This window comes from Pseudomonas lalkuanensis, assembly GCF_008807375.1.
GTDB classification, from domain to species: Bacteria; Pseudomonadota; Gammaproteobacteria; order Pseudomonadales; family Pseudomonadaceae; genus Metapseudomonas; species Metapseudomonas lalkuanensis.
Genome location: NZ_CP043311.1, coordinates 3386392 through 3413036, shown reverse-complemented (window position 1 = coordinate 3413036; position 26645 = coordinate 3386392). Strand labels below are relative to the sequence as shown.

Genomic DNA, 26645 nt, shown 5'->3' with positions numbered 1-26645 from the left:
CAGGGCAAGAAAGTCGTTTGCGGACGCAAAGCGCCTTAACAAATGCCAATGCCCAATCCCGACTGAACTGCGATAAAGGCTGATCGCTCCCCACAGGCAGCCAGAAATGAACCTGTTCGAAGACATGCGGGTGTTCGTGGTCGTGGTCGAGGCCGGTGGCTTCTCGGCGGCCGCGCAGCGCTTGAACATTGCCAAGTCGGTGGTGAGCCGGCGCATGAGTGCGCTGGAACGGCACCTGGAATGCCGGCTGTTCAATCGCACCACCCGGCGCCTCAGCCTGACCGAGACGGGCCTCGACTATTTCGAGCGCACCCAGCGCATCCTCCGTGACCTGGCCGAGGCCGAGGAGGCCACTCGCAGCCTGCAGAGCGAGCTGCGCGGGCGGCTTCGGCTGGCGGCGCCCATGTCGTTCGGGCTCAAGTACCTGTCGCCGGCGCTCAACGAGTTCATGCTGGCCCATCCCGGCCTGGAGGTGGAGCTGGACCTGAACGACCGCTACGTGGACCTGGTCAACGAAGGCTACGACCTCACCCTGCGTATCGGTCGCCTGCCGGATTCCACCCTGGTGGCCCGCGAGCTGGGGCCTTGTCCCCACGCCGTCTGTGCCAGCCCCGGCTACCTCGCCGAACACGGCACCCCGCAAGTGCCCGACGACCTGCGCGAGCACCAATGCCTCGGCTACAAGAACCGCGCCAACAGCAGCCAGTGGCAGTTCCTGATGGGGCGTGAGTGGCGTTCGGTGGCGGTGCGGCCCAGGTTGATCGCCAACAATGGCGAGGTGCTGGTGCAGGCGGCGATGGATGGCCTCGGGCTGGTGTCGCTACCGCGCTTCCTGCTCGAGGAAAATCTCGCCAGCGGCCGGCTGGTGGAGGTGTTGCAGGACTTTCCACTGCCCGCGTCGCAGATCTACGCGGTGTGTCCGCCGGGGCGCCGGCTGCCCGCCAAGGTGAGGGCCTTCATCGACTTCCTGGTGCAGCGCTTTTCTCGCTAGCCGGCGAAGACTAGGCTAGTGGCACTTTTCAGCAGACGGATAGTGCTATGTCCACCGAGATCCATGCCCAGTTCGCCGACGCTCCGCTCAACGCCATCGAGGCCCGGCTCCTCGGCAGCCTGATCGAGAAGCAAGCCACCACTCCCGAGTCCTACCCGTTGACCCTCAACGCCCTGGTATTGGCCAGCAACCAGAAGACCAGCCGCGAGCCGGTGATGAACGTCACCCCCGGCCAGGCCGGCCAGTCGCTGCGCAACCTGGAGTCGCGTGGCCTGGTGAAGCTGGTGATGGGCAGCCGCGCCGACCGCTGGGAGCAGCGCGTGGACAAGGCCCTGGAAGTGGTGCAGCCGCAGCTGATCCTCATCGGCCTGCTGCTCCTGCGCGGCCCGCAGACCCTCGGCGAGCTGCTGACCCGCAGCAATCGCATGGCCGACTTCGACGATACCGAAGACGTCCGCCACCAGCTCGAACGCCTGGTAGGCCGGGGCCTGGCAGTCCTGATGCCGCGCCAGGGCGGACAGCGCGAAGACCGCTACATGCACCTGATGGGTGAGCCGGCCGACCTCGAGGCCCTGCTGGAGGCCCGCGCCAGCCAGCCGGAGCGGGGTAGCGAGGCGCGTGCCGCCGCTGATGCCCGCATCGAAGAGCTGGAAGCACGGGTCGCCGACCTGGAAGCACGCCTGGCCCGTCTGGAAGACCGGGGCGAATAACCCGACAGGGGCGCCGACTGTCTGTCGATGTCGCCCCGACGATTTTCCCGCGCGGTGCGACCTGCGATGCTGTTCGTACCGTGAAAAAAAGAGCGCCTGAGGTATTCATGAAAATCAGCTCGGACTTCGACAGCGGCAATATCGAAGTGATTGACGCCAGCAACCCGCAGCAGGTGCTGCTGGCCATGCGGCCGGACCTGAAGAGCCACCACTTCCAGTGGTTCCACTTCAAGGTCGAGGGCATGACCCCCGGCCAGCGCCATGGCTTCAGCCTGACCAACGCCGGGCAGTCCGCCTACAGCCACGCCTGGACCGGCTACAACGCCGCTGCGTCCTATGACCAGGTCAACTGGTTCCGCGTCCCCAGCAGTTTCGACGACAAGGGCCTGCACTTTGCCCTTGAGCCCACCCATGAACAGATCTGGTTCGCCTATTTCGAACCCTACAGCCGCGCGCGCCACGACTGGCTGATCAGTGAAGCCCTGGACAAGGCCGGCGCCGAAGTGGTGGCGGTGGGCAAGAGCATCGAGGGCCGCGAGATTCCGCTGCTGCGCGTCAGCCGCAACCCGAATGCCCAGCGCAAGGTCTGGATCATCGCCCAGCAGCACCCCGGCGAGCACATGGCCGAGTGGTACATGGAAGGGGTGGTCGAGCGCCTGTCGAGGCAGGGCGATGCCGAGATCGATGCGCTGCTGGCCAAGGCCGACCTCTACCTGGTGCCGAACATGAACCCGGACGGCGCATTCCGTGGCCACCTGCGCACCAACGTCGCCGGCAAGGACCTCAACCGCGCCTGGCAGTCGGCCGACGACACCGAGACCCCGGAGGTGTTCTTCGTCCAGCAGCAGATGCGCAAGGTGGGCGTGGACCTGTTCCTCGACATCCACGGCGACGAGGAAATTCCTCACGTGTTCACCGCCGGCTGCGAAGGCAACCCCGGTTACACGCCGCGCCTGGAAGCCCTGGAGAACGAGTTCCGCCAGCGCTTGGTGGGGATGGGAGCGGAGTTCCAGACAGCGTTCGGCTATCCCCGCGACGAACCGGGCAAGGCCAACACCACCCTGGCGTGCAACGCCGTGGGCATGGCCTTCGATTGCCTGTCCTTCACCATCGAGATGCCGTTCAAGGACCACGACGACAACCCGCACCCGCGCACTGCCTGGAACGGTGAACGTTCCAAGCGCCTGGGCAAGGATGTGCTGTCGGTGATCGCGGCGATGGTGGACAAGCTGCGCTGAGCTGTGCACCCAATAAAAACGGCCCCTGATGGGGCCGTTTTTTTGTCGATGGAAGTTGCAAGCGATTGGCCGGACGCATCGCTCGTTCCCAGTCCCGCCCTGCGCCCCAGTCCTATCGCTTCGCACTCACGCGTTCATCGGCAACGAAAGCAGTGCTTCCGAAGGCATGCCTCTTCACCCCGGAGGGCGAGGGGGACTCGCGTCAGAAAGGACGGAGCAATCCTGGGCAACGCTATGGCCTGAAAATGTGCCGATGAGGTGAGGCTTCACATCGGCCCCCTCTCCCCGAGGGAGCGGGCCGGGGTGAGGGGGAAATGCAGCTGCCGAGCGCCTGGCTTAACCCTGTGGGAGCGATTTCAATCGCGAATGAATTCGCTCACACAACTTCAAACGCCGCTTTCGTTCTGCAGGTTGGCCTGGGTGATGTTGCTGCCTTCCGGCACGCTGCGGGTCAGCCAGACGTTACCGCCGATGGTGGAACCCTTGCCGATGGTGATGCGGCCGAGGATGGTCGCGCCGGCGTAAATCACCACGTCGTCCTCGACAATAGGGTGGCGCGGCTGGCCCTTCTGCAGGTTGCCTTCCTCGTCCGCCGGGAAGCGTTTGGCACCCAGGGTCACCGCCTGGTAGATGCGTACCCGTTCGCCGATGATCGCGGTCTCGCCGATCACCACGCCGGTGCCGTGGTCGATGAAGAAACTCTTGCCGATCTGCGCGCCGGGGTGGATATCGATGCCGGTGGCCGAGTGGGCGATCTCGGCGATCATCCGCGCCAGCAGCGGCAGGCCAGCCTTGTAGAAGTAGTGGGCCAGACGGTGGTGGATCACCGCGTGCACGCCCGGATAGCAGATCAGCACTTCATCCACGCTGCGCGCCGCCGGGTCGCCCTGGAAAGCGGCCAGCACGTCGGTGTCCAGCAGCACCCGCAGCTTGGGCAGGGTGGCGGCGAAGCCCTTGACGATCTCGATGGCCTGGCAGGCGATGTCGTCGCCGCTGGCACCGTTGTGGCGTGCGGCGTAGGAAAGTTCGCGGCGCACTTCACCGGCCAGGGCGTTGAGCGCCACGTCCAGGGTATGGCCGACGTAGAAGTCCTCGCTCTCTTCGCGCAGGTCGGCCGGGCCGAGGCGCATGGGGAAGAGGGCGCCGGACAGTGCTTCGATGATATGCCCGACGGTGATGCGTGAGGGCAGTTCGCGGCCGCCACGGTCCTGCAGGCGGCCGTGCCGGCTGCGCCACTGGGCGCGGGCGTCGCGCAAGTCGCTGACGATCTGGTCCAACTGCCAGTTCACCGGCTGGCAGCCGGTGGCGACATAGGGAAGTCTGTTCATTGGGGTACCTGTAAGACGCGGTCCGGATCGCTATAGCCTGCGGAGAATCACCCATTCTCCGCAAGAGGAAATTCAGCGCAAATGCCCGGATCAGTCGGCTGGCACCAGGGGCTGGGACGGCTGGCGCGAAGGCGCCGTGACGGTGCAGCCGACGGAGGCGAGGATGATGCAGAAGATCGCCAGCCACTGCAGCAGCGACAGGTGCTCGCCGAGGAAGATCAGCCCGGAAAGGGCGCCGAACGCGGGCTCGATGCTCATCAGGGTGCCGAAGGTCTGTGTCGGCAGGCGGGTCAGGGCGACCATTTCCAGGCTGTAGGGGATGGCGGTGGAGAGCAGGGCGACGCCCAGGGCTATGGGCAACAGTTCCGGGCGCAGCAGGTCGACGCCCGCATGGGCGATGCCGATCGGCGCCGTGAAGATGGCCGCCACCAGCACGCCGAGGGCCGCGCCCTGCATGCCGTGGTCGCTGCCGGCCTTGGCGCCGTAGAGGATGTACAGCGCCCAGCAGACGCCCGCGCCGAGGGCGTAGGCCATGCCCGTCAGGTCAAGGTGACCTTCGGTCTTGCCCAGTGGTAGCAGGAGCCAGAGGCCCAGTGCTGCCAGGCCGATCCAGACGAAATCGATGGCACGGCGTGAAGCGAACAGCGCCACCGCCAGGGGGCCGGTGAATTCGAGGGCGACGGCGATGCCCAGCGGGATGGTGCGCAGGGACATGTAGAACATCAGGTTCATGCCGCCCAGGGCCAGCCCGTAGAGGATCAGTGGCTTGAGGGATTCCTTGCTGAGGCGTGCGCGCCACGGTCGCAGGACCAGGGTGAGGATGATGGCCGCGAACACCAGGCGCAGGGTGGTGGTGCCCTGGGGGCCGATCACCGGGAACAGGCTTTTGGCGAGCGACGCGCCGCTCTGGATAGAGGCCATCGCCACCAGGAGGACGGAAACGGGTAGCAGGGTGGAGGCAAGGCGGCGCGACAGCGAGGTCATGGTGGCTGATCCGGCAGAACAGTAGGGGCTGGCGTATTCGAGTGCTAATGTGCAACATAATGCGCAAAAGCCAGGGTGTGAGCAATATGTTGCCCAAATCCGATGAACGTCCCAACGTCCTGGAGCACGTCTCCGAGAACGTCCGCCGCCTGCGCCGTGCCGCGGGCCTCAGTCAGGAAGCCCTGGCCACGGCTGCTGGCGTCAGCCGGCGCATGCTGGTGGGCATCGAAGGCGGTGATGTGAATGTCAGTCTGGCCACGCTGGACCGCATTGCCGCCGCCCTCGGCGTGCTCTTTCCCGATCTGGTGCAGCAACCGGATCGCCCCGATCGTTCCCGTATCAATGCAGTGGCCTGGGTGGGTGCCAAGCCCGGCAGCAAGGCCACCTTGCTGGCGAGTTCAGCGACGCGCCATGAAGTGGAGCTGTGGAGCTGGTCCCTGGCGCCGGGCGAGCGCTACACGGCCGAACCGGATGCCGAAGGCTGGCGAGAGATGATCTACGTGATCGAAGGCGAACTGACCGTGCTGCACAGCGGCGAAACGCATCAGGTGGGGGCCGGGGACTTCCTGGTGTTCGGCAGCGACCAGCCCTACATCTATGCCAATGAAGGCGGACAGCTGGTGCGCTTTATGCGCAATGTCCTCACCTGAACCGGATTTGTCTGCTGGGGGACGGCTGCGCCGTCCTTGGCGAATGAATTCGCTCCTACACAGGAAAAGCGCGCCCCTACAGCAGAAACACAGCTGGCTAGAGAGTCACTCCTGCCCGTCGTCATCCTCGGCATCGCCGCCGAAGGCATCAAAGCAGCGCAGGGCGTGTTCGCCGTCGGCGCCGGCCAGTTTCCAGCTGCCGGTTTCGGGGTCGAAGCGCGCGGCTTGCACGGCAGCCTGGGTGAAGCGCCATTCGCGGCGGGAGCGGCCGTCCATGCATTCGACACGCAGCAGTTGGGCCTCGGGGTCACCCGGTTGGTCGGCGTCCAGCGCCTCCACCAGCGCTTCGTCCAGGTCGAACTCCCAGGCGTGCAGGTCGTCGATTTCCAGCATGTCGGCGTCGAGCAGGGCGTCCAGCAGGGTCTCGTGGCTCATTGGGGTATCCATCAGTCAGTCGCAAGGCGCGGAATGATAAGCCAGGCCGCCGGTCATTGCTCAGTCGAGCTTTCGAGGTACTGCTGGTTTTCCTCGCGGATGCGCCGGGCTTCCTCGTCGTAGAGGAAGGGCAGGAACATGTAGCGGCGGCCGGCGGTGACGGGCGTGGCCTCGTGCAACAGCGAACAGGAGAACACCACGGCGCCCCCGGTTGGCGCGCTGTAGAGGCTGCCGCCGAACTCCGGGAAACGCAGCTGGCCGCCTTCGTATTCGCCGCTGTTGAGGAACAGGGAAACGGCGAAGCGGCGGTGTGCGGTGCCCTTGGTGGTGTTGTCGCGGTGTGGGCGGAAGTGGCCGCCTTCGGAGGCGTCGTAGCAGGCCACCAGGTAGCGCTCCATGCGCGTGGCGTGGAACTGGAAGGCCTTCTGGATCTCCGGGACCAGCCGCATGGTGATGCGGTGCATGCAGGACTGGCAAAGCCGCTGGTCCTCGAGGGCGCAATCGCGGCGGCGCTTGTGATCGTACTTGAGCACCTCGACCGTCTTGCCGTCGCGCTCGACCATGTAGCCCGAGTCGGCGCCGCCGTGATGGTCGTAGTAGTCGATCAGCGTCTTGCACAGCTCGGGTTCGAAGATGCGTGGCACCACCAGCACCGGCGCCTGGGGCAGGGCGGGCGCGGCCGGCGGAATGGGCTCCTGGGCCCTGAGCAGGCCGATGAGGGTGTCGATGTGGCCTTCGCCGCCGGGCAGGATCGGCAGTACGGCGATCACCCGCAGGCGCGGGTCGAGCAGGTAGGTCAGCTGGCGGATGGCGCCGTTCTCGCGCTGCACGCCAAAGAGGTTGCAGATGCTGCGGTCCATGTCCCAGAAGAAACGGATGCCCGGCAACAGATCGCGCACGCGTTGCTGTTCCCGGTCGCGCGGGTCGGCGGTCACCCCGAAGAAAGCCGCCTGGTCGTCGTCGAAGCACTCGCGGCGGGCCAGCAGGTCGGCCAGCACCCGCGCCGCCGTCGGGTCCGCGGAGGAGCCGAGGAAGCACAGGACAATGTAGCGCCCGGCGGCGGTATCGAAGGTGAAGCGTTCACGGCTGGGGGTGCTGCTGGTGAACCAGGGCACCGCTTCGCCCGGGGGCACGGGTGAGTTGCGCTGGGTCATGGTGGTCTCCGTTCGCCTAACGAGAACCTAGTCCAATTGCCGGACACGTGCCTCCCGGTCCGCCAGACGCGTCTTCGCAGGGCATGACCGGTGCTTTACTCATTCCCAGACGCCCAAGGAGCAACCTGGATGATCCACTACTACGCGCAGGATGGCGGCGTCCTGCACGCCAGCGCTGGCCAGCCCGGTGTGGCTATTCCCGCGGCCACCCTGTGGATCGACCTGATGGACCCCGAACCGGAAGAGGCGGCCTTCATCGGCCAGTCCCTGGGGGTGGAAATTCCCTCCCGCGAGGCCATCGTCGAGATCGAGGAAACCTCGCGCCTCTACCAGCATGAAGGCACCCTCTACATGAACGCGACCCTGGTGAGCGGCCTGCGCGAGCAGCGGCCGATCTCCAGCGACGTGATGTTCGTGGTGGCGCCCGACTACCTGGTAACGGTGCGCTACGCCAACCTGCCGTTCTTCGAATACCTGGAAGACAAGTTCCTCCGTGAGCCGGAAACCCACTCCTCCAGCGAGCAGATCTTCCTGTCCTTGTGCGGCAGCGTGGTGGACCACATCGCCGACATGCTGGAGCTGATGCAGCGCGAACTGGACGATATGTCAGGTGCGGTGTTCAGCGAGGAACGAGGTGCAGCGCCGCAGCCCAAGGGCAGCCGTGCCGACCTGCAACAGGTGGTCAAGCGCCTGGGCCGCAACAATTCGGGCCTGGTGAAGCTGCGCGAGAGCCTGATCAGCATGGGGCGGGTGCTGGACTATTCGAACGCATGGTCGGAGCTCTGGCTGAGCGAGCCCGGCCTGGACCGTTCGCGCTCCATCGAGCGGGACGTCCGCTCGCTGGTGGACTACGTGGCGAAAATGTTCGACGAGATCGCCTTCCTGCTCAGCGCCACCCTGGGGCTGATCGATATCGAGCAGAACAGCATCATCAAGGTGTTTTCCATCGCCGCCGTGCTCTTCCTGCCGCCGACCCTGGTAGGCACGGTGTACGGCATGAACTTCAGGTCCATGCCGGAGCTGGACTGGGCTTTCGGCTACCCGGTGGCGCTGGGCCTGATGGTGGTATCGGCGATCCTGCCGTACGCCTGGTTCAAGTGGAAAGGCTGGTTCTGACTCAGGGCCTGCCGGGCATGGACCGTCGGCGAGAGCCCGGGTTAGGTAGGTTGGTGCGGGCCACGCTGGTCTGAGCCTGCGAAGCCCGACGATACGCTGTCGGGCTTCGTTGCGCTCAGTCCAACCTACAGCTCCTCAGTAGTCGTTCTTGCAGCCGGTGCCCCAGACCAGGTACTCGATTGTCTTCGTCTGCATCTGGCTGTCCTCGTAGGTCATGCGCGCCGGCCCCACGCCGCAGAAGGTGGTGAGGTCGGTCATCTGGACTACCCGCGCGATATCCAGGTGCACACCATATTCGTACTGGGTGACCGGCGGCGCGGCCTGGTCCGTGACGGCCAGGGCGACGGTGGAGGCAAGGCTGAGACTCAAGGCGACGACTAGGGTTTTCATGGTGGGGTTCTCCTGCTGGAGAGGTGGTTTGCGGGGAATGCCCGCGCCTACTGACCGTCAGGCATCGATCGGATGCCACTGCCGGTGGTCATGCTCGAAAGCACGCCATCCCTGCGGATGAGCGCGTGGTAGAGGGCCGCCGCCAGGTGCGCCAGGATGCTGATGAACAGCAGGTACGCCAGTACAGTGTGGGCCACGCGCAGCGAGGCATAGAGCCGCGCGTCCTGCGGGACGATGGGCGGCAGCAGCAGGGACTCGTGGAGCACCACCGGATAGTCGCCGGCGGACTGCATGGCCCAGCCCACCAGGGGCAGGGCGATCATCAGGCCGTAGAGCAGCAGGTGGGACAGCATGGCAATGCGTTGCTGCCAGCCGGGCATGTCGGCGGGCAGGGGCGGCACCGGACGAGTCAGGCGCACGGTCAGGCGGATCAGCACCAGGACCAGCAGCGTCACGCCCAGCGGCTTGTGCAGCGCCACCAGGGCGCTGTGGCGCGGCGACAGGTCGCCCACCATGCTGACGCCGATGAAGAGCATGGCCAGCAGCAGGAACGCCATCAGCCAGTGGAGGACCCGCAATAGCGGGCTGAAACGGGTCGGGGTGTTCATTGCTGGACTCCTTGCCCGGCGCCGGGTGCGCCTTCCCGGGTGCGGCGGTTGTAGGACACGGCATAGGCGGCCGCGCGTGCGGCGAGGATCGGGTCGTCGGAGACCTGGATGCCGTCGGGCAGCACCGTCGGGTCGTAGTTGATGTCGCGGCAGGCGCCACTGTCCTGCGGCTCGGCGCTTTCCACCACCAGGGTGCCCGCATCCACCTGGCGGCGGTCGGCGGGCCATTGGCGGGTTGCGTCATGGGTGGGGTCGCCGGGTTCGGCCAGGGTCAGCATCAGCTGCCAGCGCAATGGGCCCTGCGCCAGGCGTTGCTGCAAGTCGTGGCTGAGGAAGTCCGGGTCGCTGCCGGCATCCCCCAGGGGCTCGAACGGCGCCTCCGGTTGCACCGACCAGCGCACGAAGTGGCCATTGCCGGCGGCGTCCAGCAGACGGAAGGCGTTGATGCCGTTGTAGGCGACGTTGGCAAAGCTGTTGCTGGGCTTGGCACTCTGCGACCACTGGCGGAAGGCGGCGCTTTCCGGGTGGGCGGCGAAGAAGGCCTGGATCTTTGCTGGGTCCGGCTTGCCGGTGGCGGGATCGGGGCGGGCCGCCAGCACCTGCTCGTAAAAGGCTTCCGGGGTGGCCACCGGCAGCACCGGTGGCGTGTTCATTCCGGTGCGCCACTGCTCGCCGCCGGGCAACTGGAACAGCAATGCCATGCTGCGGGTGGGTACGCCGGCATCCGGCACGTGGGGATTGCTGCCGCCGATGGCCAGGCGGCCGATCACCGGCACCTTGCCGGGGGCGAAGACGCTGGCGCGGGACAGCTGCGCAGCCTGGCCGTTGCTCTCGAAGTGGCCGGTAATGCAGATGCCTTTCGCGTGGTTCTTGCGGTAGCCGGGGAACTTGCCGGCGTTGGCCTCGAAGGCGTCGATGATCCGCTGCGGCGTCAGGTGTTCGCCGCCGATCCAGCCGCCGGCGTAGGCGAAGGCGGCTGCCAGTCCGCCAGTGGCCAGGCCGATCACGGCCAGTCGTGCCGCCAGGTCGATCCCCTTGGGTGGTGACTTGCTCATGCGATACTCCCGGGCGAAATGCCCTTGTCCATGAGCCGGTGAGACGCACCCCTCAGGGCTTTATTCCCGGTCGGGAATAAAATCCCGCCTCGCACGTCTTCTCGTTACACCCTTGGCAAGAGCGCCACGACACCTGGCTATGAACATGATCGAAGACGCGGAACTGCGGGAGTTGTTACAGAGGCTGCGACGTTTCGCGCTGTGGCTGACGCGCAATGCGAGCAGCGCCGACGACCTGGTCCAGGCGACCCTGGAGCGGGCACTGTCGCGCTGGAGCAGCAAGGGCGACGGCAACCTCCGCGCCTGGCTGTTCGCCATCCTCTATCGGCAGTTCCTCGACGGCCAGCGGCGGGCCCGTCGCCACGCGCGGCTGCTGGAAATCTTCGGTGGCCGCACCGAAGAGGCGCCCTCCACCGAGGACCTGGTGGTCAACCAGGCCACCCTCGAGGCTTTCGGCAGGCTGCCGGCCGAGCAGCGCGCGCTCCTGCTTCTGGTGAGCGTGGAAGGGCTCAGCTACAAGGAGGCCGCCGATACCCTCGGCATTCCCATCGGCACCGTGATGTCCAGGCTGTCCCGCGCGCGCAAGGCGCTGCGTGCGCTGGCCGAAGGCGAGATGTCCAACCCTCATCTACGGGTACTCAAATGAACGCATTCCATCCCAGCGAAGATGACCTGCACGCATACCTCGACGGCGAGCTGGACGCCGAGCAGAGCAGGGCGGTGGAAGCCTATCTCGCGGCCAATCCGGAAGCGGCCGCGCGGGTGGAGGCCTGGCGGCGGGACGCCCAGATGCTCCGCGTGGCCCTGGCCAATCCGGGCCTGGCGCCCAACCCGCGCCTCGACCCGGTGGCCATCCGGGCTTCACTGCGTGCGCGCAAACAGCGTCGGCTGGCCCTGGCGGCCTCCTTCGTCCTGGCCCTGGGCGCGGGTGGACTGGGCGGCTGGCAAGCGCGGGACATGAGCCTGCTGGCGGCCAACCCGCCGATGCAGGATGCCCTGCAGGCTCACCGTCTGTTCGCCGCCAGCCCAGTGGTCGACATCCGCGCCAGGCAACCCGGCGAACTCCAGGCATGGCTGGACCAGCGCTTCAGCCATGCGGCGAGAATTCCCGACCTCAGCCCCTATGGCTTCACCCCGGTAGGTGGCCGCTGGCTGGTGACCGAACAGGGTGCGGCGGCGTTGCTCCTGTTCGAAGACAGCCAGGGGCAACGGGTCAGCCTGTACCTGCGCGCGCCGGGTTCGCTCTACCCGAGCATGAAGCAGGGCCAGCGCCGGGACGGCGGACTGGAGGCCCGATACTGGTCGAGGGATGGCTACAACTACGCGCTGGTGAGCAGGGAAGGGGACCCGCGCAGCGAGGTGCTGGGGCGGGCGCTGGCGTTCTGAGGGGGCGAATCCATTCGCGAATGAACTCGCCCCCACAGGCTCAGGCCTGCATTGCCGCTCCATGCACATCCATCGCGGCCTGGCGCAGGGCTTCGGAGCGGGTTGGGTGGGGGTGGCAGATCAGGGCGATATCTTCGGCCGAGGCGGAGAATTCCATGGCCACGCAGTACTCGCCGATCATCTCGCTGACACTCGGACCGACCATGTGCACGCCCAGCACCTCGTCGGTGCGCTCGTCCGCCAGGACTTTCACGAAGCCTTCGGTTTCGTGGTTGATCTTGGCCCGGCTGTTGGCGGTGAAGGGGAATTTGCCGACGCGGTAGGGGCGCCCTTCGGCCTTCAGCTGTTCCTCGCTCTTGCCCACGCTGGCCACTTCCGGGCGGGTGTAGATCACGTTGGGGATGACGTTGTAGTTCACCTCGGCCGCCTGGCCGGCGATGCGTTCGATGCAGACGATGGCTTCGTCCTCGGCCTTGTGGGCGAGCATCGGGCCGGAGGTGACGTCGCCGATGACCCAGACATTGGGAGCCGGGGTCTGGTGGCGTTCGTTGGCGAGCATGCCGCGGGCGTCGGTGGTCAGGCCCACGGTCTCCAGGCCGAGGCCTTCGGTGTAGGGGCGACGGCCGATGGCCACCAGCACGTAGTCGGCCTTGAGGGTTTCCGCCAGGCCGCCGGCGGCCGGTTCGATGGACAGTTCCACGCCGGCCTTGCCGGACTTGGCGCTGGTGACCTTGGAGCCCAGCTTGAAGCTCATGCCCTGCCTGGTCAGGGCGCGTTGCAGGGTCTTGGCGGTTTCATCGTCAAGGCCGGGGCAGATGCGCCCGAGGTATTCCACCACCGTCACCTGGGCTCCCAGGCGGCGCCAGACCGAGCCGAGCTCCAGGCCGATCACTCCGGCGCCGATCACCACCAGATGCTTGGGCACCTCCGGTAGCGACAGGGCGCCGGTGGAGTCGAGGATGCGTTTGTTGTCGATGGTCACCCCGGGCAGCGGCGTGGGTTCGGAGCCGGTGGCGATGACGATGTGGCGGGTTTCCAGGATCTGCTGCTGGCCGTCGGCGGCGGTCACCACCACCTTGCCCGCGCCGTCGATGCGACCCCAGCCCTTGACCCATTCCACCTTGTTCTTGCGGAAGAGGAACTCGATGCCCTTGGTCAGGGCGGTCACGCTTTCGGTCTTCTGCGCCATCATCTGCGCCAGGTCGAGCTTGGGCTTGACCTGGATGCCCAGGGTGGCGAACTCCTTGCCGGAGGCCGCTTCATAGAGTTCGGAGGCATGCAGCAGGGCCTTGGAGGGCATGCAGCCGACGTTCAGGCAGGTGCCGCCCAGGGTTTCCCGGCCTTCGACGCAGGCCACTTTCATGCCCAACTGGCCAGCCTTGATCGCCGCGTTGTAGCCACCCGGACCACCGCCGATCACTACCACGTCGTATGCGCTCATGGGTTCACCTCGATGCAAAAGTCGTAAGGGGAATGCAGAAGCCTAGTGGACAACCGCGAGCCTTCCAGCCAGGCGATATCCTGCTTGAATTACGGATGTAATATTATTGTCGTCATATCCGCCGTCAAGGGGCTCGGCGGGGTGTGGGTTTACCAGTCCAGACGCAAACGGCTGTCGAAACGGCGCGATTGGCCGCTGATGGGGTCATCGAATTCGAGGCTGCGGGCCAGCAGCTTGAGGGGGCGGCAGTAGTCGTCAGGCCCGCCCTTGTCGGTCAGCGCCGGGTAGAACCCGTCGTTGCAGATGGCCGCGCCGAGGGCCGCCAGGTGCACCCGCAACTGGTGCTGCTTGCCGGTGATGGGTTCAAGGTCATAGCGCCAGAGGTGGCCATTCTTCTCCAGCACGTTCAGGCGGGTGCGGCTATTGGGCTCGCCCTCGACTTCCTGCATGCGGAAGAACGGCTCGCCCTTGCCGAGGCGGGTTTCCCGCAGCAGCGGAAACGTCAGATGGGGCAGGGCGGGGGCGATGGCTTCGTAGCGCTTGTGGATCTCTCGGTCGCGGAACAGCGCGTGGTAGATGTTGCGGCTGGCCGGGTTGGCGGAGAACAGCACCAGGCCGGCGGTGTGGCGGTCGATGCGGTGCAACGGCACCAGGTGCGGATTGCCCAGGCGCCGGGTCAGACGCGCCTGCAGGGTTTCCTCGACGTACTCGCCAGCCGGCATCACCGGAAGGAAGTGCGGTTTGTCGGCCACCACCAGGTGCTCGTCGACGTGCAGCACGGTTTCCTCGAAGGGAATGGCCTTCTCGCCCTTCACCTCGCGGAAGTAATGCACCCGCATCGCCACCTGATAGGGATGCGCCGGGCCGAGCGGGTTCCCCTCGCCGTCGGTCACCTTGCCGGTGTCCATGCGCTCCAGCCAGGTTTCGCGGGGAATGGCGGGGAAGCGGTCACAGAGGCAGTCGAGCACCGTGCTCCAGTCGCCCTGGGGCAGGTGGAGGGTGCTGGGGCGTATGCTCGGGGTGCGGGGCATGGAGTGTTTCGGCAGGTTTCAGGAGCGGGGCATTAGGCCGCAGCTGACTGACCGGAGTCAAAGGCAGAGGATAGAATGCACCGGCCGTGCGCTCGCGGGCAGGAGCCCCGCCGCGATGCACAACGCCATTGCAGGCGCACGCCAGGATGTTCGTTTAGTAGAGGACCCAATATGTACTTCAAGCCGATTTCCCTCAGTCTCGCCCTTGCCGGCCTGCTCCTGGCCGGTTGCAGCTCGACAGACAAGCCCGAGACTCCCGCCGCTGCCGCCCAGGCCGCCGAGGCGTCGCTCTCCGGCACCTGCAGTAGTGCCGCTGTGGCCGCCCTGGTGGGTAAGAACGCGGATACCGCGCTGGTCGAGCAGGCCAAGCGCCAATCCGGTGCCGAGATGGCCCGAGTGTTGCGCCCTCACCAGCCGATCACCATGGACTACAACTCCCGCCGCCTGAACATCGATGTCGATGAGCTTGGAGTGGTGAAGCAGTTCAGCTGTGGCTGAAGCTGACTGGATCGATTGATGAAGAAGGCGCCCTTGGGCGCCTTCTTTCATTGTGCTGGGTTGTGTTTGGGCAGGCATGTCGCCTGATTGGCGAATGAATTTGTCCTTGCAAGGATCAGCCCATCCCACACGAGCAAGCACCTGCCGTCAGATCCGGAAACTCCCCACCAGCTGCTGCAGCCGTGCGGCCTGCTGGTCCAGGTCGGCGCAGGCACGCAGGGTGGCCTGGAGGTTTTCCACGCCTTCCTGGTTGAGGGTGTTGATCTCGGTGATGTCCATGTTCAGCGAGTCGACCACGGCGGTCTGTTCCTCGGTGGCGGTGGCCACCGACTGGTTCATGCCGTCGATCTCGCCGATGCGCTGGGTCACGCTGCCCAGTCGCTCGCCGGCCTGGTTGGCGATTTCCACGCTCTGCTCGCTGTAGCGCTGGCTCTCGGTCATGGTGGTGACCGCTTCGCGGGCGCCGACCTGCAGTTCCTCGATCATCTGCTGGATTTCCTGCGCCGATTCCTGGGTGCGGTGGGCCAGGTTGCGCACCTCGTCGGCCACCACGGCGAAGCCGCGGCCGGCTTCCCCGGCGCGGGCGGCCTCGATGGCGGCGTTGAGCGCCAGCAGGTTGGTCTGCTCGGAGATGCCCTTGATCACCTCGAGGATCTGGCCGATGTTCACCGTCTTGCTGTTCAGCGTCTCGATGTTGCCGCAGGAAGCGCGGATCTTCCCGGACAGCTCGTTCATCGCGACGATGGTGCGTTCCACCACCTGGCGACCGTCTTCGGCGAGGGTGCGGGCGGAGGAGGCCTGGTGCGAGGCATCGGCGGCGTTGCGGGCGATTTCCTGGGCGGCAGCGCCCAGTTCGTTGATCGCGGCGGCGACGCTGTTGGTGCGGTTGGCCTGCTCGTCGGAGTTGCTCATGGACGAGTTGGAGGCGTTCAGCACCAGCTTGGCCACCTGGTTCACATGGGTGGTGGCTGAGGACACTTCGCGGATGGAGCCGTGGACGCGCTCGACGAAGCGGTTGAAGGACGTGGCCACCGCACCGAACTCATCGTGGGCGTGAACGCTGAGCCGCTTGGTCAAGTCGCCGTCGCCATCGGCGATTTCGCGCATGGCATGGCCAAGCTGGTGCAGCGGCTGCATCAGCACGCGGATCAGCATGCCCAGCAGCAGGACGGTGGCGATCACGGCGATCAGGGTGGCGACGATCGCCGAGGTGCGCACTTCATCGAGCATGGCGAAGGCGGCGTCCTGGTCCAGCACCAGGGCGACGTACCAGTTCGCGCCGGGCAGGCCTTCCAGCGGGGTGAAGGCGATGAACTGGGTCTTGCCGTCCACCCCGAACTCGCTGACGCCGGCAGCCACCTTCGGGGTGTCCTGCGGGTACAGCTCGTTGATGCCCTTGAGGATGTAGCGGTTGTCCGGGTGCAGCAGCACCTTGCCTTCGGCGCTCACCAGGAAGGCATGGCCATGGCCCTGGAGCTTCAGCGAGTCGATCAGTTGGGCGATGTTCGCCAGCTCCATGTCGGCGCCGGCCACGCCGGCCATCTGGCCATCACGGTGAACCGGCGTGGCGATGGTGATCACCAGCTTCTGCGACGAGGCGGCGATATAGGGCTCGGTCAGGGCGGTGCCCTGGATGGCGCTGGCGGCCTTGTACCAGCCACGGACGCGCGGGTCGTAATCGGCCGGACGGTTGCCGGCGGGAACCGAGGTCATGGCGCCGTCGACGCCGCCGAAGTAGGTGAGCTGGAAGCGCTGGCCGTACACCGGCAGGTTCAGCGCGGCGGTCAGCGGCTCGCCCTGCTGGCCATTGCTGGACAACTGCTGGGCCAGGGATTCCACCAGTTGGATGCGGCCCTCCAGCCAGGTCTTGATGTTGCGGGTGGCCAGGCTGCCCACCTCTTGCAGCGAGGCATGCACGTCGGCGTTCAGGGCCTGGCGCTGGCGGTAGTCGTTGAACAGCACGAAGAGGGTGAAGGCCACGATCATCACCAGCGAGGCGGCCAGCAGGATCTTTTGGCTGAACTTCAGGTTTGAGGGCATCGCAAGGTATCCATCCAAGGTTTCTGGCAGGGGTATGCCGGTTGCCGCGCGCAGGTTGTGCCTGGGGCGGGTCAGTCGATCCATGGCATTGGCCGTCACCACGGGCTATCGCCGGCGCCGCGTGGCGGGCCGGGGGAACAGGGGCAGGGTGCTGGGGCGGAGCCTGGATCGCGGGCGCCGGGGTATCGACGTGCCGCTATCCCTTACCGGTTCTGATACTGGTTATGGTCCGGAGAGGGGGGCCTTTCGGGCTGTCGGCCGGGCGGCTTTCAGCGTGGCGCGAATGCTGGCATTTTGACGTCAAATGCTGAATCGCCGTTAGTCGGATTTGCGGCAAAGATGTGCAGGTTTGAGCCGGGGCGTGACTGGCATCGCGAATGAATTCGCTCCCACAAGGTGAAGTCGGAGCGCCCTGTGGGAGCGATTTCAATCGCGAAAGAAGATGAGCTCAAAGCAGCTTGAGCATTTCTTCCAGGTGCACGTAGTCCATACGATGCGCGGCGGCGACGCTGCCATTGGTGAGCCGTCCCTTCGCCACGTTCAGGCCATGGCGCAGGTGCAGGTCGTCTTCCAGCGCCTTGCGCGTGCCTTTCTGCGCCAGGGCGATGACGAAGGGCAGGGTGGCGTTGTTCAGCGCCAGGGTCGAGGTACGTGCCACGGCGCCGGGCATGTTGGCCACGCAGTAGTGCACCACGCCGTCGACTACGTAGGTGGGCTCGGCGTGGGTGGTGGCATGCGAAGTTTCCGCACAACCGCCCTGGTCGATGGCCACATCCACCAGCACCGCACCTTCCTGCATGCGTGCCACCATTTCGGCGGTAATGAGCTTGGGTGCGGCAGCGCCGGGGATGAGTACGCCGCCAATCACCAGGTCGGCCGCCAGCACCTGCTCGCGCACGGTGCCGTGGGTGGAGTACAGGGTGGTGATGCGATTGCCGTAGAGAGAGTCGAGCCGGCGCAGGGTGTCCACGCTCTTGTCCAGAACGGTGACATCGGCGCCCAGGCCGACCGCCATGGCCAGCGCATGGGTACCGACCACGCCGCCGCCCAGCACCACGACCTTGCCCGGTGCCACGCCGGGCACGCCGCCCAGCAGCACGCCACGGCCGCCCTTGGCTTTTTCCAGGCAACTGGCACCGGCCTGGATGGACATGCGCCCGGCCACTTCCGACATGGGCGCAAGCAGGGGCAGGCGGCCATGGCTGTCGGTGACGGTTTCGTAGGCGATGCAGGTGGCGCCGGAGGCGATCAGCTCTTCGGTCTGCGGGCGATCCGGGGCCAGGTGGAGGTAGGTGAACAGGGTCTGCTCCGGACGCAGGCGCGCGCGCTCCTGGGTCAGGGGTTCCTTGACCTTGACGATGAGTTCGGCTTGCTCGAAGACCTCCCCGGCGCCGCTGGCAGTCCTGGCACCGGCGGCCTGGTAGTCCTCGTCGGAAAATCCGATCGCGGTACCGGCCCTGGTCTCCACCCAGACCTCATGCCCCAGGCGGGTCAATTCGGCCACAGATTGCGGGGTCAGGCCGACCCGGTATTCGTGGTTCTTGATCTCCTTCGGCACTCCGATACGCATGGCGACCTCCAGGGTTCTTGTTGTCCTTTGAACAAGTGTAGAAACCCGGCCGCTGCGCCCCCGCCGAATAGTGGCTGGTTTTCAGGGAATCTCCCTGAAAACCTCGGGGGAAACAGGCTATCTCGGGAATGCGGTCAGCTTTCCTGGTCCTTTCGCCCACCCTTGGCCATGCCGCCGAGCAAGTCCACTGGCAGGGGGAAGACGATAGTGGTGGTCTTGTCATTGGCGATGGAGCCGAGCGTCTGCATGTAGCGCAACTGCATGGCGCCGTCCTGGCGGCTGAGCATCTCGGCGGCCTGCATCAGTTTCTCCGAGGCCTGCAGCTCGCCTTCGGCGTGGATCACCTTGGCCCGGCGTTCGCGTTCGGCCTCGGCCTGGCGGGCGATGGCGCGGACCATGGATTCGTTGATGTCGACGTGCTTGATCTCGACGTTGGAGACCTTGATGCCCCAGGCATCGGTCTGGGAGTCCAGGGCCTGCTGGATATCGACGTTGAGGCGTTCGCGCTCGGCCAGCATCTCGTCCAGCTCATGCTTGCCGAGCACCGCGCGCAGGGTGGTCTGGGCCAACTGGCTGGTGGCCATGAGGAAGTTCTCCACCTGGATGATGGCGCGTTGCGGGTCCAGCACCCGGAAGTAGAGCACTGCGTTGACCTTCACCGAGACGTTGTCGCGAGAAATCACGTCCTGGGGAGGCACGTCCAGCACCACGGTGCGCAGGTCCACCCGCACCACCTGCTGGATGGCCGGGATGATCAGCACCAGCCCCGGCCCCTTGACCTTCCAGAAGCGCCCGAGCTGGAACACCACGCCGCGCTCGTATTCTCGGAAGATGCGGATGGCCGAAACCGCCAGCACGATCAGCAGGAACAGGAGGGTGGCAAAACTCAGCGGAAAGGCCATGTTCAGTCTCCTTTGGGCGGACCTTCATCCGCCTTCACGTCCAGCAACAGTCCGTTGCGCGCCAGCACCAGTACGCGCTGGCCGCTCCTCAATGGGGATTCGCTGCGCACCTGCCAGCGTTCGCCCTGCAACTGCACCCAGCCGCTGTACGGGTCGTTCGCCACCAGGTCGAGCAGGATGGCCTGGCTGCCCACCAGCCCGGCGTCGCCGCTGACCAGCGCCTGCCTGCGCGCCCGCACCGCCATGGCGATGATGGCGAAGATCGCCAGTCCGCTGGACAGCCCCACGGTGACGATCAGCGACAGGGGGATGCCGAAGCCTGGTACTTCGGTGTCGATCAGGATCACGGCGCCGACCACGAAGGCGGCGATACCGCCGAAGCCGATGATGCCGAAGCTGGGCATGAAGGCTTCCGCCGCCATGAACAGGATGCCGAGCAGGATCAGGGCGATGCCGGCGAAGTTCACCGGCAATAGCTGCAGGGCATAAAGGGCGAGGATCAGGCAGATACCGCCGATCACACCGCCGATGCCGCTACCGGGGTTGGAGAATTCGAAGATCAGGCCGTAGACCCCGATCATCATCAGGATCAGCGCGACGCTGGGGTTGGTGATCACCGCGAGGATCTGTGCCCGCCAGTCCGGTTCATGCTGGACCAGCGGTGCGCCAGCGGTAGTGAGCGTGACCTTGTGCCCGGCGATCTCGAGGGTCCGCCCATTCACCTTGGCTATCAGGTCGTTGACGTCATTGGCGAGCAGGTCCACCACCTTCAGGCGCTCGGCGTCGGTGGCGGACAGGCTGACGGATTCGCGCACCGCCTGTTCGGCCCATTCGGCATTGCGTCCGCGCATTTGCGCCAGGCCGCGGATGTAGGCAGCAGCATCGTTGACCTGCTTGCGGGCCAGGGTTTCCTCATTGCCTCTGGCGCCGGTCTTGTCGTCCTTCTTCTCGCCCTTGTCGCCGGTGGGCTTGTCGCCCTCCGGTTGCCCGGGCATGCCGCCGATCTGCACGGGAGTCGCTGCGCCGAGGTTGGTTCCCGGTGCCATGGCGGCGATATGGCTGGCGTAGAGGATGTAGGTGCCGGCGCTGGCCGCCCTGGCGCCGCTGGGGCCGACGAAGCTGGCGACGGGCACGGGGCTCGCGAGGATCGCCTTGATGATGCTGCGCATCGAGGTGTCGAGGCCGCCCGGGGTATCGATCTGGATCACCACCAGTTGCGACTTGTCGGCCTCGGCGCGTTCGATGCCTCGGGTCAGGTAGTCGGCGGTGGCCGGGCCGATGGGGCCGTCCACGCTCAGCACGGTGACGCTCCCGGCGGCCAGCAGCGTGCCGGGCAAGAGCAGGGCCAGGCACAGCAGCCTGCCAAGCAGCCAGCGGATCATGGGGGGCCTCCTGCCATGCCGTGTTCACTTACAGCATAGTTGAGGCATTTTGTCGGGTATTCGCGGTGGGAAACGCAGGTGCAAGTGGATGTGTGGGGAGTTGATGGCTGTATTGTGGGGGCGACTTCAGTCGCTGAGCAGGACGAAGTGCTGCCCACCCATCTTCGGGGCCGCTGCGCGGCCCATAGCGATTGAAATCGTCCCCACAGGGATCGCGGCCACTACAACGCCGCGCGGAACAACGGCTTGCACGCCTTGGCGATCTGCTCGATATGACGGTGGTCGGTGCCGCAGCAGCCACCCATCACGTTGATGTGCGGCAGGCGCTGACGCAGCCGCGCGTACTGGACGCCCAGTTCTTCCGGGTCGCCGCTGTCCAGGGCGACCGCCTCGTTCAACTCGGCGTGGCTCCGGCGCGAGGCGTTGGCGCGCAACCCGCGAATGCGCTGCACCCAGCGGCTGCCCGGTACCAGCACATCCTCGAAATGGTCGGGGTGCGCGCAATTGATCATGTAGTAGGCCGGGTAGGCGGCGGTGGCGCTGTCGACCTGCTCGATGGCTTCCTTCAGTGTCTGGCCGGTGGGCAGCCTGCCGTCGGTTTCCACGCTGAAGGAGATGACCACGGGCAGGCGGGCCTCGCGCGCGGCGAGGGCGATACCCAGCGCTTCGTCCACGTAGTTCATGGTGAGGGCAGTGACCATGTCGGCGGCGGTCTCGGCGAATACGCCGATCTGCTCGCTGTGGTAACGCTGCGCCTGGAACTCGTCCATGGCCTCGTCGGCGACATAACCATCGCCCCGCGGGCCGATGCAGCCGCTGATCACCACCGGGGTGCGGCCGCTTTCCACTTCACTGCGCAATTCCTGCAGCAGGGCGATGGCCTGGCGATTGGCCTCGGCCATTCCCTGGGGGGTGAAGCCGAGGTGCCTGGCCCAGTCGGGATTGGCGCGCCAGGTCGGACTTTCCAGGATCAGCCCGGTGCCGTAATGGCTGGCGAGGGCGCAGTAGGCGCGGAAGTACGTGCGCAGGGCTCCCAGGCCGTCGGGGTAGTTGAGCAGCACGAAGGCCGCGAAATCGGGAAGGGCAATCCCTTCATGGAAAACCAGGGTGGTCTCGATGCCACCGTCGGTGAGGAAAAGTTCGCCCTCCAGTTGTGGCAGGGCGCCGCGATGTTGGGCCATGGCCTTACTCCGTGACCTGTGGACGTTCGCTGTCCGGAGCGGGCTTCATGGCGAAGGCGGGACGGGCAGCCGGGCTGGCCTCGGGCTGGATCCGCGGTCGATGGGGTGGCCCGTAGGCGCTGCGCCGGACGGGCTCTGGGCGCCCGGCGGGTATCAGAAAAGGCTAGCACCAGCATGGGGCAAGTCCTTGCCGGACTGATGGGTGGGGCTGGTGGAGCAGACAGCCATTGCCTGTGGGAGCGAATTCATTCGCGAATGAATTCGCTCCCACAGAGACCTTCTCAAGGGCTGGTCGCGTCGCTCGCTCCATTGCGTTCGTGGCGATAGGCGCTCACCGCCTCGTACACCGCCTTGCGCAACCGGTTGATGCCGCCGATGGGGCGATGCTCGGGCAGGCCGTGCCAGGGGTTGAAGGAGAGGTTGTCGCAGGCGAGGTTCTGCTCGCGGCTGTCGAAGTCCTGAGCCGGGACCTTGATGGTGGCGACGGTCACGAAGGGGGAGATGGATTCGTCCCACTCGACGCTGGTGTCCTCGATCGGCATGTAGTGCTGGGCGTTCTGCTTCTGTACCTGGAAGGCGAAGCAGGCCGGCACACGGTCGAGGGACAGTTGCTGGTACAGGGCATTGCGCAGGAAGTTGGGCAGGGCGGTGTTCTGCTCCGGCAACGCGTAGGGCGGGCAGCTCTGCGGGTCGGGAATGACCCGGTACTTGATGTTCGCCTGGCCCAGCTTGTACGGCGAAATGGAGCTGTAGGTGGCGCTAACCGGGCTGTCCGGAGCCGGTGCGAGGGTCTTCAGGGCGATGATCAGGTGACGGATTTCCCAGCTGCGCGGGTCGAGGCCGGGGAAGAAGGCGCCGACTTTCTGGCCGTTGGCCTGGGCGTTGAAGTTCTGCCGGTACTCGGCCACGTCACGCACGAAGAACACCGGATGGTTGAACATCACGAAGTCCTGTTCGTTGGCGTGTACCGGGCTCTTCATCAACTTTTCGCCGGGCACGTCGAACAATTTGATGGCCAGGCCTCGGGCGTCGCGCGCACTGTCGAACTGCGGGAAAGCGTTACCGTTGGACAGTCGCATCACCGCCTGCCAGGTCTTGCCCGGCTCGGCGAAGACGCCGGCACGCAGGCTGTTGTCCAGGTCCGGCAGGACGCTGACTTCCGCCTTCACGCAACCATGGGCCTTGGCATGGGCGTCGCGCAGCACGCGGGTGTTGTCGCGGTGCTGTTCGACGATGCGGACGGCGTCCTCGATGATGGCGCGGGTCTGTACCGCTTCATCGGCGGGGATGACTTCTTCGGTGGGCACCGGACCGGAAAACTTCCAGCCGTAGTAGGCCTCGCCTGCCAGCCAGCCGATCGCGCCGACCACCAGCACGAAGAGAAGGAGCTTGCCGAGGAGTCGGCCGAGCCAGAGCCAGAAACGCTTGAGCATGAGTGCTTGTGTCCTTTGTCTGCTTCAGTGTTGGCGAGGGTTCAGCCCTCGCAGGACGGTCCGGGCGTCCAGGGGCGGGGCTCCACCGGGGTGAGCTGGCCTTCCAGCGCAGGGTTGCCGAGCACCTTGAGGTACTCGATCAGCGCCAGGCGCTCATCCGGGGAGAGGGCACGGCCAATCACGCCGTTCTTGCGGCAACCGTCGCGGAACTCGTGGCCTCCGTTGCCATTGCCCTTGATGCGGGTATCCAGCAGGAAGCTGCCGGGGAAGGCGGTGGTCTGGAAGCCGACGAATTTCGGGTCGTACTCGAAGCTGCCGACATGGAACTGGCTGACCCGTTCGGTGACCGGGGAAAGCAGCTGGAACAGGGTGGGCACCGAACCGTTGTGCAGGAAGGGCGGGGTGGCCCAGATGCCGTCCAGGGGGCGGGGCTTGTAGCCGCGTTTTTCCTGCACGCCGATGGGCAGGCCGAAGCCGTCCATACGGGCGCGTTCCTCGCCGGAAATACCGGCCTGCTTGTAGGCCTGGTTCTCGACGAAGGCGGTGATGTAGGCCAGGCCCTGGGCGCTGGAAATGCGCTTGAAGTCGATCTTGTCGAGGCTGCCGTCGAACAGCTTCACATCCAGCTTGGCCAGTTGCTCACGGGTCCAGCCCAGCTTGCTGATGTCGAAGCGGTGGTCGGCGATGTTGTCGGCGGTGGTGGAGTCGGTGCCGATTTCTTCGATGGGCACGACGCGCATGTGCCACTCGGGATCACGGTCGGGCGCCATGCGCTTGTCCGCCGGTACCACGTGGGGGGCGTGGCAGTAGGCGCAGTTCTCGGCGAACAGGGCACGGCCCTGGCTGGCGCGGGCCATGTCCACCTTGCCGAAGACCTCTTCCGGCCAGCGCGGTGGGGCGAGCCGTTTCAGGGTTTCTTCCAGGGTATGGAGATCGCGCACGCGCACGCTGGAGGCGTAGCGTTCGGCTTCCGGGACAGCACTGCCGTCCGGCTGGAACAGGTGCAGGGTGGCACCGACGCCCAGCGCTTCGCCGACGTTGCGTGCCATGGGTTGCATGGCCGAGGCGTTCCACTGCACCCAGTCGAACTTCCAGATGTCCCAGAGGTGCGGGTAGCTCACCGGGGCGTCGGCTACACGGTAGTTGTCGGGGCTGATGGCGTCGCCATAGACGCTGTTGGCGATGCGGCCGAAGGCGTCGGTGCGGCCGAAGCCTTCCTGGGTGGGGTAGAGCCCGCGATGGGTATCGTTCCAGGCGGTACCGAGCAGACGGTCGAGGACGTTCTTGAAGTCGCGGCGCAGCTCGTCCTTGCCCTCGGGGTAACGCTCCCCCAGCACCTGTTCGGCGAAGCGGCTGAACTTCAGCGGGTTGTAGTAGGTGAAGGCCATGCTCATGCCCAGCGCCTGGCCAAAGCCGCCGCCGCGCAGGGTGGGCACGGTGGAGGCCAGGGAGTGCAGCGCGGCGCCGCCGTCGATGCGCACGGCCTGGCCCCTGTAGCGCAGCTCGCCGGTGTGGCAGGCGGCGCAGCTGATATCCAGGTAATGGACGCCGGTCTTCTCGTCTTCGTGACGCGTCATGCCCACCGGCAGGTTGCCGGGGTTCTGCGGGGTGGCGGACTGTTTCGGATCTACCAGGAAGCCGAAGCGAGCCAGGTATTCCGGGCGGGCGAACCTGTCGCGGGAGAAGGGCAGTTCCAGCGCGGTGAACCACTCGTAGCGCAGGCCCTTAACCGTGGTGCCTTGAGGCGTGTAGTAGTAGGTCTGGCGCTCCTGGTCGCTCCACTGGTCCAGGTAGTGCAGCTGGTCGGGCGCCTGGTAGGTCGGGAGGTTGGGGTTGGCGACGTAATAGAGGACGACCGCAAGGCCCGCGAGCAGGAGGAAAAGCACCAGCCAAAGGACACGGCGAAGCACGCGCATCAGATACTTCCTTGTAGCTTGCTGAAAAATTCCTACCTTATGCCAATCGCTAAGGGGGTTGGCAAGGTGCTACTACGTAATTGTGCTAAGTCCCTCGCGGATAGAGCACGACCGCCGCGCGCTGTTTCCCCAGGCCGAAACGGCTGATGCGCTCGAACTCCCGATGGGTGACCGGAATGTGCTGACAGTCCTGCGCGCGCCTGTGCAGGCTGCGTTCGGCATTGGGGTCGTGCATATAGATGAAGTTGTGGTCGCAATCGGTGACCAGCACCCAGTGGGGCGCCCGGCTGCGACTGCGGCGATGGCCGTCCACCAGCACCAGGGGTTGGCCGCCGGCTGCCAGCACGGGGCGCAGGTCCAGTTCGTCACCGAGGTGCTGTTCGACGTCGGTGTTCTCCAGGGCGGAACAGAAGTCCTCGTGGGCCTGGCGGATCACCTCGCGCTTGCCGGCATTGCGCACCTCATCGAGGAACAACGGGCCCTTGTCGCTCAGGTGCAGCCTGACCCGATAGCCGCGTCGCCAGGCTGCCAGCGCCAGTCCGTGTGGGCTGCAGCCGCCGTGGCCGCCGGGCATGTGCACGCTGCTGGCTTCGCGCCAGAGACGCAACTCGTCCTGGTGATTGCCCGGCACTGCACCGTCCAGGGCGCCCATGGCCATCAGCAGGCACGCCGGGCCGCAGGTGAATTCGGTGGTCTGATGGTAATAGGGCACGGGGCGCTGCAGCGCCTGCGGATGCCGGACCACGCGTTTCTCCATGCGCAGGGCTTCGCGGTGGTCGGGGAAGAAGTCGCTCAGCAGTTCCAGGTGGTCGTAGCCATTGCGCTCGAACAGGGCCACGGCGTCGCGATCGTCGGGGCACACCTCCAGCCGCAGGTAGGCGCAGTCATGCTCGCGGGCGCTGGCTTCGGCCATGTCCAGCAGGCGCTGGCCGATTCCGTTGCCGCGGGCGCGCGGGTCAGTGGCGACAGAGTGGAGGCGGGCCAAGGTGCTGCCCTGGCGGAACAGCACCAGCGCATAACCGAGCAGCGAGTGGCCGTCGCCCTCGGCCACCATCAGACAGCCATTGGCTTCCAGCATCATCCAGCGAAACTGCTGCCGGCCGAGGCGGGCAACCTCGAAACAGCGACTCTCAAGCTCTACTAACGCCGACAGATCGTCGAGCGTGGCAGCACGTAGGAGCAGGTTCATGGCAGGCCCCGCAAGGC

The 26645-nt window shown here is 66.0% G+C and carries 25 protein-coding genes; 8 read left to right on the top strand and 17 right to left on the bottom strand.

Annotated elements, in window-relative coordinates; all coding sequences use genetic code 11:
- Positions 1-106: 106 nt before the first annotated feature.
- The 3 genes from FXN65_RS15910 to FXN65_RS15900 all read left to right on the top strand — a co-directional run bounded on the left by FXN65_RS15910 (position 107) and on the right by FXN65_RS15900 (position 2939).
- Positions 107-991: a LysR family transcriptional regulator gene (locus FXN65_RS15910; protein ID WP_151134111.1), complete on the top strand. Its 885-nt coding sequence runs from the start codon at positions 107-109 to the stop codon at positions 989-991.
- 47 nt (positions 992-1038) lie between these two features.
- Entirely contained in the window at positions 1039-1701 is a 663-nt protein-coding gene (locus FXN65_RS15905; RefSeq protein WP_151134110.1) for a YceH family protein, read from the top strand.
- Positions 1702-1808: 107 nt separating this feature from the next.
- The gene (locus tag FXN65_RS15900; RefSeq protein WP_151134109.1) at positions 1809-2939 is read left to right on the top strand and encodes a M14 family metallopeptidase; all 1131 of its coding nucleotides are present in this window, start codon (positions 1809-1811) and stop codon (positions 2937-2939) included.
- 386 nt (positions 2940-3325) lie between these two features.
- On the opposite strand, the gene epsC is transcribed toward FXN65_RS15900, so the two are convergent.
- Both epsC and rhtA read right to left on the bottom strand, forming a co-directional pair.
- On the bottom strand, positions 3326-4267 hold the full coding sequence (epsC, locus tag FXN65_RS15895; RefSeq protein WP_151134108.1) for a serine O-acetyltransferase EpsC: 942 nt from the start codon (positions 4265-4267) through the stop codon (positions 3326-3328).
- A 90-nt stretch (positions 4268-4357) separates the two neighbouring features.
- Entirely contained in the window at positions 4358-5251 is an 894-nt protein-coding gene (gene rhtA / locus FXN65_RS15890; protein ID WP_151134107.1) for a threonine/homoserine exporter RhtA, read from the bottom strand.
- A 59-nt stretch (positions 5252-5310) separates the two neighbouring features.
- Between rhtA and FXN65_RS15885 the strand changes: the two genes are divergently transcribed.
- The gene (locus tag FXN65_RS15885; RefSeq protein WP_151134106.1) at positions 5311-5901 is read left to right on the top strand and encodes a helix-turn-helix domain-containing protein; all 591 of its coding nucleotides are present in this window, start codon (positions 5311-5313) and stop codon (positions 5899-5901) included.
- A gap of 105 nt (positions 5902-6006) precedes the next feature.
- Here the strand turns inward: FXN65_RS15885 and FXN65_RS15880 are convergent, their stop codons facing one another.
- The gene (locus FXN65_RS15880) at positions 6007-6336 is read right to left on the bottom strand and encodes a DUF5629 family protein (RefSeq protein ID WP_151134105.1); all 330 of its coding nucleotides are present in this window, start codon (positions 6334-6336) and stop codon (positions 6007-6009) included.
- A gap of 53 nt (positions 6337-6389) precedes the next feature.
- On the bottom strand, positions 6390-7490 hold the full coding sequence (locus FXN65_RS15875) for a 2OG-Fe(II) oxygenase (RefSeq protein WP_151134104.1): 1101 nt from the start codon (positions 7488-7490) through the stop codon (positions 6390-6392).
- 129 nt (positions 7491-7619) lie between these two features.
- On the opposite strand from FXN65_RS15875, the gene FXN65_RS15870 reads away from it, so the two are divergent.
- The gene (locus FXN65_RS15870) at positions 7620-8606 is read left to right on the top strand and encodes a magnesium transporter CorA family protein (RefSeq protein ID WP_151134103.1); all 987 of its coding nucleotides are present in this window, start codon (positions 7620-7622) and stop codon (positions 8604-8606) included.
- A gap of 135 nt (positions 8607-8741) precedes the next feature.
- On the opposite strand, the gene FXN65_RS15865 is transcribed toward FXN65_RS15870, so the two are convergent.
- The 3 genes from FXN65_RS15865 to FXN65_RS15855 are packed head-to-tail and all read right to left on the bottom strand — an operon-like array spanning position 8742 to position 10659.
- On the bottom strand, positions 8742-8996 hold the full coding sequence (locus FXN65_RS15865) for a DUF2790 domain-containing protein (protein WP_151134102.1): 255 nt from the start codon (positions 8994-8996) through the stop codon (positions 8742-8744).
- Between the two features lie 47 nt (positions 8997-9043).
- The gene (locus tag FXN65_RS15860; RefSeq protein ID WP_151134101.1) at positions 9044-9604 is read right to left on the bottom strand and encodes a cytochrome b; all 561 of its coding nucleotides are present in this window, start codon (positions 9602-9604) and stop codon (positions 9044-9046) included.
- Positions 9601-10659 (bottom strand): catalase family peroxidase, encoded by a 1059-nt coding sequence (locus FXN65_RS15855; protein WP_151134100.1) that lies wholly within the window; start codon positions 10657-10659, stop codon positions 9601-9603. Before FXN65_RS15855 ends, FXN65_RS15860 begins: the two co-directional genes overlap by 4 nt.
- A 139-nt stretch (positions 10660-10798) precedes the next feature.
- Here FXN65_RS15855 and FXN65_RS15850 point away from each other — a divergent pair, with 139 nt between their 5' ends.
- Together FXN65_RS15850 and FXN65_RS15845 are read left to right on the top strand one after the other, a co-directional pair.
- Positions 10799-11305 carry a sigma-70 family RNA polymerase sigma factor gene (locus FXN65_RS15850; RefSeq protein WP_151134099.1) on the top strand — a complete coding sequence of 169 codons (507 nt, stop codon included), beginning with the start codon at positions 10799-10801 and terminating at the stop codon, positions 11303-11305.
- A complete protein-coding gene (locus FXN65_RS15845; RefSeq protein WP_151134098.1) occupies positions 11302-12045 on the top strand; it encodes an anti-sigma factor family protein in 744 nt (247 codons plus the stop codon). The genes FXN65_RS15850 and FXN65_RS15845 overlap by 4 nt, the downstream gene beginning before the upstream one ends.
- Before the next feature lie 40 nt (positions 12046-12085).
- Here FXN65_RS15845 and lpdA read toward each other — a convergent pair whose 3' ends face one another.
- Complete coding sequence (gene lpdA, locus FXN65_RS15840) at positions 12086-13486, bottom strand: dihydrolipoyl dehydrogenase (protein WP_151134097.1); 1401 nt, start codon at positions 13484-13486, stop codon at positions 12086-12088.
- Positions 13487-13635: 149 nt separating this feature from the next.
- The gene (locus FXN65_RS15835; RefSeq protein ID WP_151134096.1) at positions 13636-14517 is read right to left on the bottom strand and encodes a pseudouridine synthase; all 882 of its coding nucleotides are present in this window, start codon (positions 14515-14517) and stop codon (positions 13636-13638) included.
- A 171-nt stretch (positions 14518-14688) separates the two neighbouring features.
- Between FXN65_RS15835 and FXN65_RS15830 the strand changes: the two genes are divergently transcribed.
- Positions 14689-15015 carry an I78 family peptidase inhibitor gene (locus tag FXN65_RS15830; RefSeq protein WP_151134095.1) on the top strand — a complete coding sequence of 109 codons (327 nt, stop codon included), beginning with the start codon at positions 14689-14691 and terminating at the stop codon, positions 15013-15015.
- Between the two features lie 147 nt (positions 15016-15162).
- Here FXN65_RS15830 and FXN65_RS15825 read toward each other — a convergent pair whose 3' ends face one another.
- The 8 genes from FXN65_RS15825 to FXN65_RS15790 all read right to left on the bottom strand — a co-directional run bounded on the left by FXN65_RS15825 (position 15163) and on the right by FXN65_RS15790 (position 26628).
- Positions 15163-17055, bottom strand: a complete 1893-nt coding sequence (locus FXN65_RS15825) for a methyl-accepting chemotaxis protein (protein WP_151134094.1) — start codon at positions 17053-17055, stop codon at positions 15163-15165.
- A gap of 448 nt (positions 17056-17503) precedes the next feature.
- Positions 17504-18625: an alanine dehydrogenase gene (gene ald / locus FXN65_RS15820; RefSeq protein ID WP_151134093.1), complete on the bottom strand. Its 1122-nt coding sequence runs from the start codon at positions 18623-18625 to the stop codon at positions 17504-17506.
- Between the two features lie 134 nt (positions 18626-18759).
- Positions 18760-19527, bottom strand: coding sequence for a slipin family protein (locus tag FXN65_RS15815; RefSeq protein WP_151134092.1), 768 nt, complete (start codon positions 19525-19527; stop codon positions 18760-18762).
- A 2-nt stretch (positions 19528-19529) separates the two neighbouring features.
- A complete protein-coding gene (locus FXN65_RS15810) occupies positions 19530-20909 on the bottom strand; it encodes an NfeD family protein (RefSeq protein WP_151134091.1) in 1380 nt (459 codons plus the stop codon).
- A gap of 221 nt (positions 20910-21130) precedes the next feature.
- On the bottom strand, positions 21131-22090 hold the full coding sequence (locus tag FXN65_RS15805; RefSeq protein WP_151134090.1) for a homocysteine S-methyltransferase family protein: 960 nt from the start codon (positions 22088-22090) through the stop codon (positions 21131-21133).
- 281 nt (positions 22091-22371) lie between these two features.
- Complete coding sequence (locus tag FXN65_RS15800) at positions 22372-23523, bottom strand: catalase family protein (protein WP_151134089.1); 1152 nt, start codon at positions 23521-23523, stop codon at positions 22372-22374.
- Positions 23524-23564: 41 nt separating this feature from the next.
- Entirely contained in the window at positions 23565-25439 is a 1875-nt protein-coding gene (locus FXN65_RS15795) for a di-heme-cytochrome C peroxidase (RefSeq protein ID WP_151134088.1), read from the bottom strand.
- An 85-nt stretch (positions 25440-25524) separates the two neighbouring features.
- Entirely contained in the window at positions 25525-26628 is a 1104-nt protein-coding gene (locus tag FXN65_RS15790; RefSeq protein ID WP_151134087.1) for a GNAT family N-acetyltransferase/peptidase C39 family protein, read from the bottom strand.
- Between the last annotated feature and the right edge of the window lie 17 nt (positions 26629-26645).

What these genes read in the sequence shown, in the direction of transcription:
- FXN65_RS15910 (WP_151134111.1), top strand. Translation starts at nt 107, where the DNA reads ATGAACCTGTTCGAAGACATGCGGGTGTTCGTGGTCGTGGTCGAGGCC.
- FXN65_RS15905 (WP_151134110.1), top strand. Translation starts at nt 1,039, where the DNA reads ATGTCCACCGAGATCCATGCCCAGTTCGCCGACGCTCCGCTCAACGCC.
- FXN65_RS15900 (WP_151134109.1), top strand. Translation starts at nt 1,809, where the DNA reads ATGAAAATCAGCTCGGACTTCGACAGCGGCAATATCGAAGTGATTGAC.
- epsC (WP_151134108.1), bottom strand. Translation starts at nt 4,267, where the DNA reads ATGAACAGACTTCCCTATGTCGCCACCGGCTGCCAGCCGGTGAACTGG.
- rhtA (WP_151134107.1), bottom strand. Translation starts at nt 5,251, where the DNA reads ATGACCTCGCTGTCGCGCCGCCTTGCCTCCACCCTGCTACCCGTTTCC.
- FXN65_RS15885 (WP_151134106.1), top strand. Translation starts at nt 5,311, where the DNA reads ATGCGCAAAAGCCAGGGTGTGAGCAATATGTTGCCCAAATCCGATGAA.
- FXN65_RS15880 (WP_151134105.1), bottom strand. Translation starts at nt 6,336, where the DNA reads ATGAGCCACGAGACCCTGCTGGACGCCCTGCTCGACGCCGACATGCTG.
- FXN65_RS15875 (WP_151134104.1), bottom strand. Translation starts at nt 7,490, where the DNA reads ATGACCCAGCGCAACTCACCCGTGCCCCCGGGCGAAGCGGTGCCCTGG.
- FXN65_RS15870 (WP_151134103.1), top strand. Translation starts at nt 7,620, where the DNA reads ATGATCCACTACTACGCGCAGGATGGCGGCGTCCTGCACGCCAGCGCT.
- FXN65_RS15865 (WP_151134102.1), bottom strand. Translation starts at nt 8,996, where the DNA reads ATGAAAACCCTAGTCGTCGCCTTGAGTCTCAGCCTTGCCTCCACCGTC.
- FXN65_RS15860 (WP_151134101.1), bottom strand. Translation starts at nt 9,604, where the DNA reads ATGAACACCCCGACCCGTTTCAGCCCGCTATTGCGGGTCCTCCACTGG.
- FXN65_RS15855 (WP_151134100.1), bottom strand. Translation starts at nt 10,659, where the DNA reads ATGAGCAAGTCACCACCCAAGGGGATCGACCTGGCGGCACGACTGGCC.
- FXN65_RS15850 (WP_151134099.1), top strand. Translation starts at nt 10,799, where the DNA reads ATGAACATGATCGAAGACGCGGAACTGCGGGAGTTGTTACAGAGGCTG.
- FXN65_RS15845 (WP_151134098.1), top strand. Translation starts at nt 11,302, where the DNA reads ATGAACGCATTCCATCCCAGCGAAGATGACCTGCACGCATACCTCGAC.
- lpdA (WP_151134097.1), bottom strand. Translation starts at nt 13,486, where the DNA reads ATGAGCGCATACGACGTGGTAGTGATCGGCGGTGGTCCGGGTGGCTAC.
- FXN65_RS15835 (WP_151134096.1), bottom strand. Translation starts at nt 14,517, where the DNA reads ATGCCCCGCACCCCGAGCATACGCCCCAGCACCCTCCACCTGCCCCAG.
- FXN65_RS15830 (WP_151134095.1), top strand. Translation starts at nt 14,689, where the DNA reads ATGTACTTCAAGCCGATTTCCCTCAGTCTCGCCCTTGCCGGCCTGCTC.
- FXN65_RS15825 (WP_151134094.1), bottom strand. Translation starts at nt 17,055, where the DNA reads ATGCCCTCAAACCTGAAGTTCAGCCAAAAGATCCTGCTGGCCGCCTCG.
- ald (WP_151134093.1), bottom strand. Translation starts at nt 18,625, where the DNA reads ATGCGTATCGGAGTGCCGAAGGAGATCAAGAACCACGAATACCGGGTC.
- FXN65_RS15815 (WP_151134092.1), bottom strand. Translation starts at nt 19,527, where the DNA reads ATGGCCTTTCCGCTGAGTTTTGCCACCCTCCTGTTCCTGCTGATCGTG.
- FXN65_RS15810 (WP_151134091.1), bottom strand. Translation starts at nt 20,909, where the DNA reads ATGATCCGCTGGCTGCTTGGCAGGCTGCTGTGCCTGGCCCTGCTCTTG.
- FXN65_RS15805 (WP_151134090.1), bottom strand. Translation starts at nt 22,090, where the DNA reads ATGGCCCAACATCGCGGCGCCCTGCCACAACTGGAGGGCGAACTTTTC.
- FXN65_RS15800 (WP_151134089.1), bottom strand. Translation starts at nt 23,523, where the DNA reads ATGCTCAAGCGTTTCTGGCTCTGGCTCGGCCGACTCCTCGGCAAGCTC.
- FXN65_RS15795 (WP_151134088.1), bottom strand. Translation starts at nt 25,439, where the DNA reads ATGCGCGTGCTTCGCCGTGTCCTTTGGCTGGTGCTTTTCCTCCTGCTC.
- FXN65_RS15790 (WP_151134087.1), bottom strand. Translation starts at nt 26,628, where the DNA reads ATGAACCTGCTCCTACGTGCTGCCACGCTCGACGATCTGTCGGCGTTA.